Consider the following 7485-nt stretch of genomic DNA (forward strand, 5'->3'; position numbering starts at 1 on the left):
TGTGCTGTGCTGTGCTGTGCTGTGCTGTGCTGTGCTGTGCTGTGCTGTGCTGTGCTGTGCTGTGCTGACGAGTCTACCATAGCTGTCTCCTTTGTCAATCCTTTTATAAAATTTTCTTTAGGTATGTTAGTCCAATTGTCGTATATTATAAGACTTACCCACTAGTATCATAGCATACAGGTCTCACATTTGAAAGCCTATCCAAGAATTCCTGCAACCTACTCAGTCCTTACTTTAAAATTCGTTCCTTGTTCGTCATAGCTATTCCCTAACTTTCCTGCTAAATTCCTCTCCCTTTTTTAGCACAAAAGTTACCCCTCCCCACACCAAAAAACCAACCTCACATCAGCTAACTGAACTTTTCAGTCTCTGTCATGGGGTTGGTTTCATTTTCTCTAGTCGCCGGTCCTGCTCACCAGTCATACTGGGTCAGCTGGTATTGTTCGATCAGCTGGTTGAGTTTGTGGTTGTAGTTGCTGTCAGTGGCGTAGGTACCTGTGAGGGCCAGGGTGGCGTCTTGGTAGCTGGTGGTGTTGGCCTTCCAAGTTCCAGCGTAGATAGGCTGGGAGAGGACTTGGGCATAGTCGGTGAGGGAGGCATAGTAGGAGGGATAGCTGCGGAATTGGTCTTGGATGTCGGAGAGGTTGCCCTTACCGTCGTCTTCTTGGGTCCAGAAGGTGGCGCTTTGGCCTTGGTAGGTTCCTTTGATGCCGAAGAGGTTATGATGGGGTGGCTGGGCTAGGCGGCTGGTGCCGCGTTGGGATTCGAGGAGGGCCTGGGCGATCATAACGGAGGCGTAGAGGCCGTACTGGTTGGCGATTGCTTGGGCATCAGGGGCGATGTTTTGGACGAAGCTATCTTCGGTGCTGATGGTGTAGTCCCCTTGCTGGGTGGTGAGGGTTTGGTAGGCGAAGAAGCCCAAGCCCAGCGTTACTAAGGTCAGGGCTAAGAGGCCACGGCCTTTTTTTCTCTTGCGCATGCTTGACTCCCTTCTTCCAATTTTTCTTTAGTCTAACAAGAAAAAGGCGAGAAGTAAAGGAAAAACTAGGCTTGCCAAGGGTTGTAAAAACGGCTGCCCTGAGCCCACATGAGGTAAAAGGCGAGGATCAGGGTTAGGAGGGCTAAGACGAGGAGGAGATAGTCCTGCCAGGTCCAGGGTTGGCTCCAATACCAGGTTCTGCGTTTTTCCTTGCCGAAGCGGCGGAGTTCCATGGCGCAGGAGATGGTTTCGATGCGCTCGAGGGAGGTTAGGATGAGCGGGAAGAGGATCAGGGCGTTGCCGCGGATTCGTGCCAAAAGAGGTTGTTTGGTGGACAGATCCAAGCCACGCGCCTGCTGGGATTTACGGATGATGACAAAGTCTTCTTGGACATCTGGAATGTAGCGCAGGGTCAGGCTTACTGCATAGGCAATACGATAAGGGACCCCAATCTGGTTGAGGCTGGCCGCAAATTGGCTGGGGTGGGTGGTCAAGAGAAAGACCAAGGCCAGAGGCAGGGTGGCCACATACTTGAGAAAGAGGTTGGCCAGGTAGAACAACTGCTCCTGGGTCACACTATAGGGACCGATACCGGCCCAGAGTAGGCGGCGGGTTCCATAGATGTCCACCCCATACTCTGGTGCGAAGAGGTAGACCATGAGCAGGTTCATGGCTGCAAAGAAGGAGGCAAAGTAAATCACCCAGCGAATGCTGGCCCAAGAAATCCGCGAGAGGGCGAGCCCCAGCAAGGAGAGCAGGGCAATCGCCAGCAAGAGGCGCGTATCATAGGTCAACATGGCCGCAATAGAGGTCAACAAGAAAAACAGAAACTTACTAGCACCACTTAGCTGGTGGATCCAGCTAGTGCCTGCCTGATAGCCGATAAACTGATTCATGCTTGCTTCCTCCTTTCTTGGTAAAACTGGGAGAGGGCCAAGGGATCCGCCTGAAGCTTAGCTGCCAGCTCAAAAAGCGAGGTCGTCCGCAAATGGGCCTGGGCAAGGAGCTCCGGTTGAGACAGGAGCTGGCGCGGATCCTGGTCGGCGATGATCTTTCCTTGATCCAAGACCAGAGCCCGGTCGGCATACTCCAACATCAGCTGCATGTCATGGGTAATCATAACAATGGCATGCCCCAAGCCTGCTAGCTCCTGAAGAAAGTCCATCATCTCCCGATAATGGGCCTGGTCCTGGCCGGCCGTCGGCTCATCCAAAATCAAGACCCGGGGTTCCAAAACCAAGATGGCTGCGATGGTCACCCGTTTTTTCTGACCATAGGAGAGGGCCGAGATGGGCCAATTCCGAAAGGGGGTCAGGCCACAAATTTCCAAAACAGCTGCGACCTTGGTGGCCACTTCTGCTTCTGCCAGACCTCTGAGCCGCAAGCCACGCGCCACTTCATCAAAGATCATGGTTTGGGAAATCATCTGGTTGGGGTTCTGCAGGACATAGCCAACTTGGTTGGCCCGATCCGCCAAGGATTGGTCGGTGACTTCCTGACCCTGCCAGCAATACTGGCCTTGAGTAGGTAGGTAGCCTGATAAGAGCTGGGCCAAGGTTGACTTTCCAGTCCCATTTTTCCCAAGTAGAGCGACCAATTCGCCTTGCCGCAATTGCAGATTCAAGTTCTCAAACAGAACTGGTCTTCCCGGGTAAGCAAAGGACAGGTTGGTCCACTGGGCCAAGACCTCTGCCTCTTGCCCAGAATTCGCTGGGGAAACCTCTGGTAGGGAAAGCTGGGGCAACTCCAAGGCTGCGAGATGATCCAAGGGCTGGTCAGCACTCAGTTCCATCCCCAACTCCCGCAGGACAGTCAGATAGAGAGGTTCACGAATCCCGGCCCTTGTTAAAAGAGAACTACCCAAGAGCTGATTAGGACTGCCATCAAAGGCAATCTGGCCGTTTTCCATCAGGATAATCCGGTCCAGACCTAGTTCCAAAACCTCTTCCAGGCGGTGTTCAATAATAACCAGGGTTGAGCCTGTTTCCTCGTGCAGGCGGCCCAGCAGCTGTAAACTTTCATGGGCTGCCTGGGGATCAAGGTTGGCCAGGGGTTCATCAAATAAGAGGAGGGGACTTTCATCAATCAAAACACCTCCGAGACCAACGGCCTGCTTCTGCCCACCTGATAAGTCCTGAGGCCGCTGCTGGGCTAGGTCAGCCAGACCGAGCTTGTCCAGCCAATAGGCGACCTTGTCACGAATGACACTGGTTTCCAAGGCATCATTTTCTAAGGCGAAGGCCACATCCTCAGCCACCGTCTGGCCGATAAACTGGCCATCGGTATCCTGAAGAATACTGGAAATCAAGAGGGAACGCTCAACAATGCTGGACGCCAGTAAGTCCTGTCCTTTAAAGAGTAGCTGACCTTGGATCTGACCCTTATAGATATGAGGCACCAGGCCATTTAAGCATTGCCCCAGGGTTGATTTGCCAGACCCAGAGGGTCCAATAATAGCCACTTTTTCTCCCTGCTGGATGTCCAGGTTGATGTCTTTTAGCGTTGGTTCAGCTTGACTTTGGTATTGAAAGGAAAATTCTTTAAACTGAATGAGTGGTAACACCGATTTTCTCCCCTTTTTTCTTCTATTTTATCATAGATAAAATATAAAATAGACAAAATCCATAGATTGAATTTTGTCCATTTCACTTATTCTTTGGTCAAACTACCTGTTTGAACTTGATTCTTGGCGTACAGGTTCAGCAATAAGCTTCCTGCAATGGCAACAACGAGGGCATTGATTCCGCCCGCAACGATTCCTTGGGCAAAAACCTTATTGGCCGCCTCTTGGTAGATTAGAATATCCAAGACTGGTGCGACCAGTCCCCATAGGATGATATTGGCTATAATCTGAACCAGGTTAAAGGTTAGCAGTCCTTTTGTCTGGAGCTGGCCGACTTGTAGGGACAAGCTCTTCTTGGTTATTCCAACAATCAACCCAAAAAGACCGGAGACAAAGATCCAAGACCACCAAGGATTCCCAAATTGAAGAAGATCCTTGACAGCGTGGCCGATAAAACCAATCAGAAATCCAACGAAGGGACCATAAACGACTGATAGCAAGGCCTGGACGGCGTATTGCAACTGGATCGAGGTATTGGGGATAGGTGTAGGAATACTGATGAGACCAACCACAATAAAGAGGGCAGCTCCAACACCGATAGCAACAACTTGTTTAATAGATAATTGTGACATTCTAAAACTCCTAAATTTTCTTCAACTGAATCGACCACTGAGGTCCAACGCCAACATTGTAGGCCTTGGAGAAGGACCCCTGATTGATGGCCAGACCTAGCCGGTAAACCGAGTTCACATAGAGGACTGGCTGGCCGATACGAACATCCGCAAAGGACTTGCCATAGACAACCTGATTTTGGTAAACCAGCATATCATTGTTGTAGATGGTTACCTCGAACCGATCGCCAAATTCGGGACTGAGCTTCTGGAAGTCCTCCCGTTTAATTGAGGTCCAAAGCGAACCAAAGCGCACATCCAGGATATCGACAACACCTTGAACCCAATCCGGCCCCTGAGTTGTTTTCACAACCGGAATTTCAACAATCCGCTCGACACTTAGTTCGGGACCGACCTCTTCAAAGCTAATGTGAGCACTGGCTAATTTAGCCCCTGTGTAGGCATAAACATCGCGACCGTGGAAGGTGTAAGAATGCTCCGTATTGGCACGGCGGTTGGAAACCTCTGAGATTTCCCGCACGGCTACCACCTGATCCTTGATGTAGGATAAGGTCCCATTATCCGGTGTGACGATGTATTGATTGCGCTTGGTCAAGGCCACCACGCTTTTACGCTTGGAACCAACTCCTGGATCGACCACCGAAACAAAGGTCGTTCCCTCCGGCCAGTAATCAATGGTTTGAAAGAGCCGATAGCTGGCCTCTTCAATATGATAGGGAGTAATGTCATGCGTGAGATGATGAATATTCAAATCACGTGCCTCTTCCAGAGCCACCCCAATCATGGCGGAAACAGCTCCATCTACCAAGCCAAAATCTGACTGCAATACTAATAACTGATTCATCATTCCTCCCAACAAAATGGTCGCTTCATTTATCGATTATTACAATAAATGAAAGAATTCTATTTTCGAATAGACCTCTAGTCTAGTCCATTTTGTCGTCTTTAGCAAGTCATTTTTCGGTTTTTCTTTATAAAAATTATTTATTGAGCGAAATTCTATGGAAAGAACAAGAATAACTGAACAAAATTCTAAAAAAGAGGGGGAATAAATGAACTATCGGCAAACATAAAAAAGTGGGCTAGAACTAAAATGAAAAACATCCGTTCTATCCCACTCCTCTTTTAGACTCATCCGAAAAAGAACTACTCGACCTTACCTTCTGAAGTCGCTTGAAAGCGGAGTTGGCCATCCAAATAGGTTGCGTGGAGGTCTAGTTGCGGAGTCCAGATTAAGAAGTCAGCGGCTGCTCCTGGTCGGATTTGGCCGCAGTCGTCTTCTAGGCCAACTGAAAGGGCTGGATTAAGAGTCGCCATCCGCAAAGCCTCTTCCGGATTACCCAAGCCCCACTCAACGACATTTTTGACACCATCCTTGAGTTGGAGGATGGATCCGGCTAGAGAACCAGAATCTTTAAGGCGGGCCGTTCCTTCATGAACAAGGACCGGGAAATCGCCCAGCTGGTAATCGCCGTCTGGCATCCCGCCTGCCCGCATGCAGTCGGTAATCAAGGCAACTTGGTCCAGGCCTTTCTGATCCAGCAAAATTTGGCAGGCTCCCGGATGGACATGGTGGCCATCACAGATTAGTTCTGCAAAGGTATGAGGTAGTTGGTACATGGCCCCAACCATACCCAACTCCCGATGGGTCAACCCCCGCATGCCATTATAGGCATGAACCCAGACACTGGCTCCTGCCTGCACAGCTGCCCGAGCTTGGTCAAAAGTCGCATTGGAGTGTCCCAAGGCAACGGTAACCCCTTCTTGGGTTAGGGTTTTGACAAACTCCTCAACTCCGTCCCGCTCAGGGGCTAAGGCAATTTTTCTAATGTGACCGTGTGCTGCTTGCTGCCAATCTCGGAATTCTTCCAAATTCGGATCTTTCATATAGGCTGGATTCTGCGCTCCTTTGAATTCCTCCGTGAAATAGGGACCTTCAAAATAAATTCCTTGAATTTTTGCTCCCTTAGCTTCCTGGTAGCGAGTTCCAATTTGTTCCGCTACTTGACGTAAATCTCCTGTATCTGCAGTCAGGGTTGTTGGGAGAAAGCTAGTCACTCCTGTACTAAGAAGTCCCTCACTCATGGTCGTTAGAATTCCATCAATATCCTTATCCATGACATCCACGCCTGCAAATCCGTGAATGTGGGTATCCACCAGCCCGGGACTCACCCAGTACCCCCGATAATCACGGATTTCCCCAGACTCTGGTCGCTGGGCCTGCCATTTGCCAAAACGACCATCTTTGATTTCTAAAAAACCTGCTCCCTTTTTCTCATAGGGATAGAAAAAAGCATCTGCTTGAATATAGTAGTTCATGATCCATCCTCCTTGTTTTTATTATACACTTTGGTGTCAAAAAATAAAATGGTATAGACCGATTTCTCTAAAAAACAATCCAGGCAACTGCACTACACAATTGCCTGGATTATTACTTTATGACAGGAAATGATTTCAAGAAATTAGATGAAAAGGTTATTCCTCATCTTCTCGCTTTTTCCGCCCCACTAAACTTAGAGCTGTCAGCATTCCCGCTCCTAGGAGCATAGCTGCATGCGATAGTTCTGAATTTTCTCCTGTATTTGGAAGAACCGTTACTTGTTCCTCATTAGCTCGATTTGAGCTGTCAACTACGCCCCTAGAATCTGCTGTTGATCCTGTGTTCTCATTTGTAGGTTTAGCTGAAAAACTAACTTTAATAAGAACCGCAAGCTCCTCAACTGATCCATCTGGGTAAGTCACAAGTACCACAGTCGGCTTATCACCTGCTGTGCTAGTATCCACTGGATACTTGAAGGATACTTTCGTTCCTGCTGGAAGTTCAGACAAGTTGGCAATGGAATCTTCCGCCTTCGGTGTAGAACCTGGCTCAACTGTTTGATCCTTAGCGACTGGAGTGTTCTTATCTGCATCTGTTGCAGACTTAGATACCTTAACGGTCACTGGGACTTCTTCACTCGAACCATCTGGGTAGGTTACCACTACTGTAGCTGGTTTATCGCCTTCACCTGTCGTGTCTACTGGATCCTTGAAGGCTACCGTAGTACCTGCTGGAAGTTCAGACAGGTTGGCAATGGAATCTTCTGCCTTCGGTGTAGAACCTGGCTCAACTGTTTGATCCTTAGCGACTGGAGTGTTCTTATCTGCATCTGTTGCAGGCTTAGATACCTTAACGGTCACTGGAACTTCTTCACTCGAACCATCTGGGTAGGTTACCACTACTGTAGCTGGTTTATCGCCTTCACCTGTCGTGTCTACTGGATCCTTGAAGGCTACCGTAGTACCTGCTGGAAGTTCAGACAGGTTGGCAA

Annotated in this window: 7 protein-coding genes; all 7 read right to left on the minus strand. The window is 49.1% G+C overall.

The genetic code is table 11. The features are described 5' to 3' along the window. Nucleotides 1-412 precede the first annotated feature (412 nt). Entirely contained in the window at nucleotides 413-979 is a 567-nt protein-coding gene (locus HZY94_RS07140) for a glycoside hydrolase family 73 protein (protein WP_179925613.1), read from the minus strand. A gap of 65 nt (nucleotides 980-1044) precedes the next feature. Next, entirely contained in the window at nucleotides 1045-1875 is an 831-nt protein-coding gene (locus HZY94_RS07145) for an energy-coupling factor transporter transmembrane component T family protein (protein ID WP_179925614.1), read from the minus strand. Beyond that, nucleotides 1872-3542, minus strand: a complete 1671-nt coding sequence (locus HZY94_RS07150; RefSeq protein ID WP_179925615.1) for an ABC transporter ATP-binding protein — start codon at nucleotides 3540-3542, stop codon at nucleotides 1872-1874. The genes HZY94_RS07145 and HZY94_RS07150 overlap by 4 nt, the downstream gene beginning before the upstream one ends. A gap of 86 nt (nucleotides 3543-3628) precedes the next feature. Continuing rightward, nucleotides 3629-4174 carry an ECF-type riboflavin transporter substrate-binding protein gene (locus HZY94_RS07155; RefSeq protein WP_179925616.1) on the minus strand — a complete coding sequence of 182 codons (546 nt, stop codon included), beginning with the start codon at nucleotides 4172-4174 and terminating at the stop codon, nucleotides 3629-3631. A gap of 10 nt (nucleotides 4175-4184) precedes the next feature. Beyond that, nucleotides 4185-5021 (minus strand): SAM hydrolase/SAM-dependent halogenase family protein, encoded by an 837-nt coding sequence (locus tag HZY94_RS07160; protein WP_306538678.1) that lies wholly within the window; start codon nucleotides 5019-5021, stop codon nucleotides 4185-4187. 299 nt (nucleotides 5022-5320) lie between these two features. Continuing rightward, a complete protein-coding gene (gene nagA, locus HZY94_RS07165) occupies nucleotides 5321-6493 on the minus strand; it encodes an N-acetylglucosamine-6-phosphate deacetylase (protein ID WP_179925618.1) in 1173 nt (390 codons plus the stop codon). A gap of 156 nt (nucleotides 6494-6649) precedes the next feature. Then, nucleotides 6650-7485, minus strand: an 836-nt coding sequence (locus tag HZY94_RS07170) for a Rib/alpha-like domain-containing protein (RefSeq protein WP_179925619.1), incomplete at its 5' end; no start/stop codon positions are given.

Source organism: Streptococcus danieliae, assembly GCF_013415245.1.
GTDB classification, from domain to species: Bacteria; Bacillota; Bacilli; order Lactobacillales; family Streptococcaceae; genus Streptococcus; species Streptococcus danieliae_A.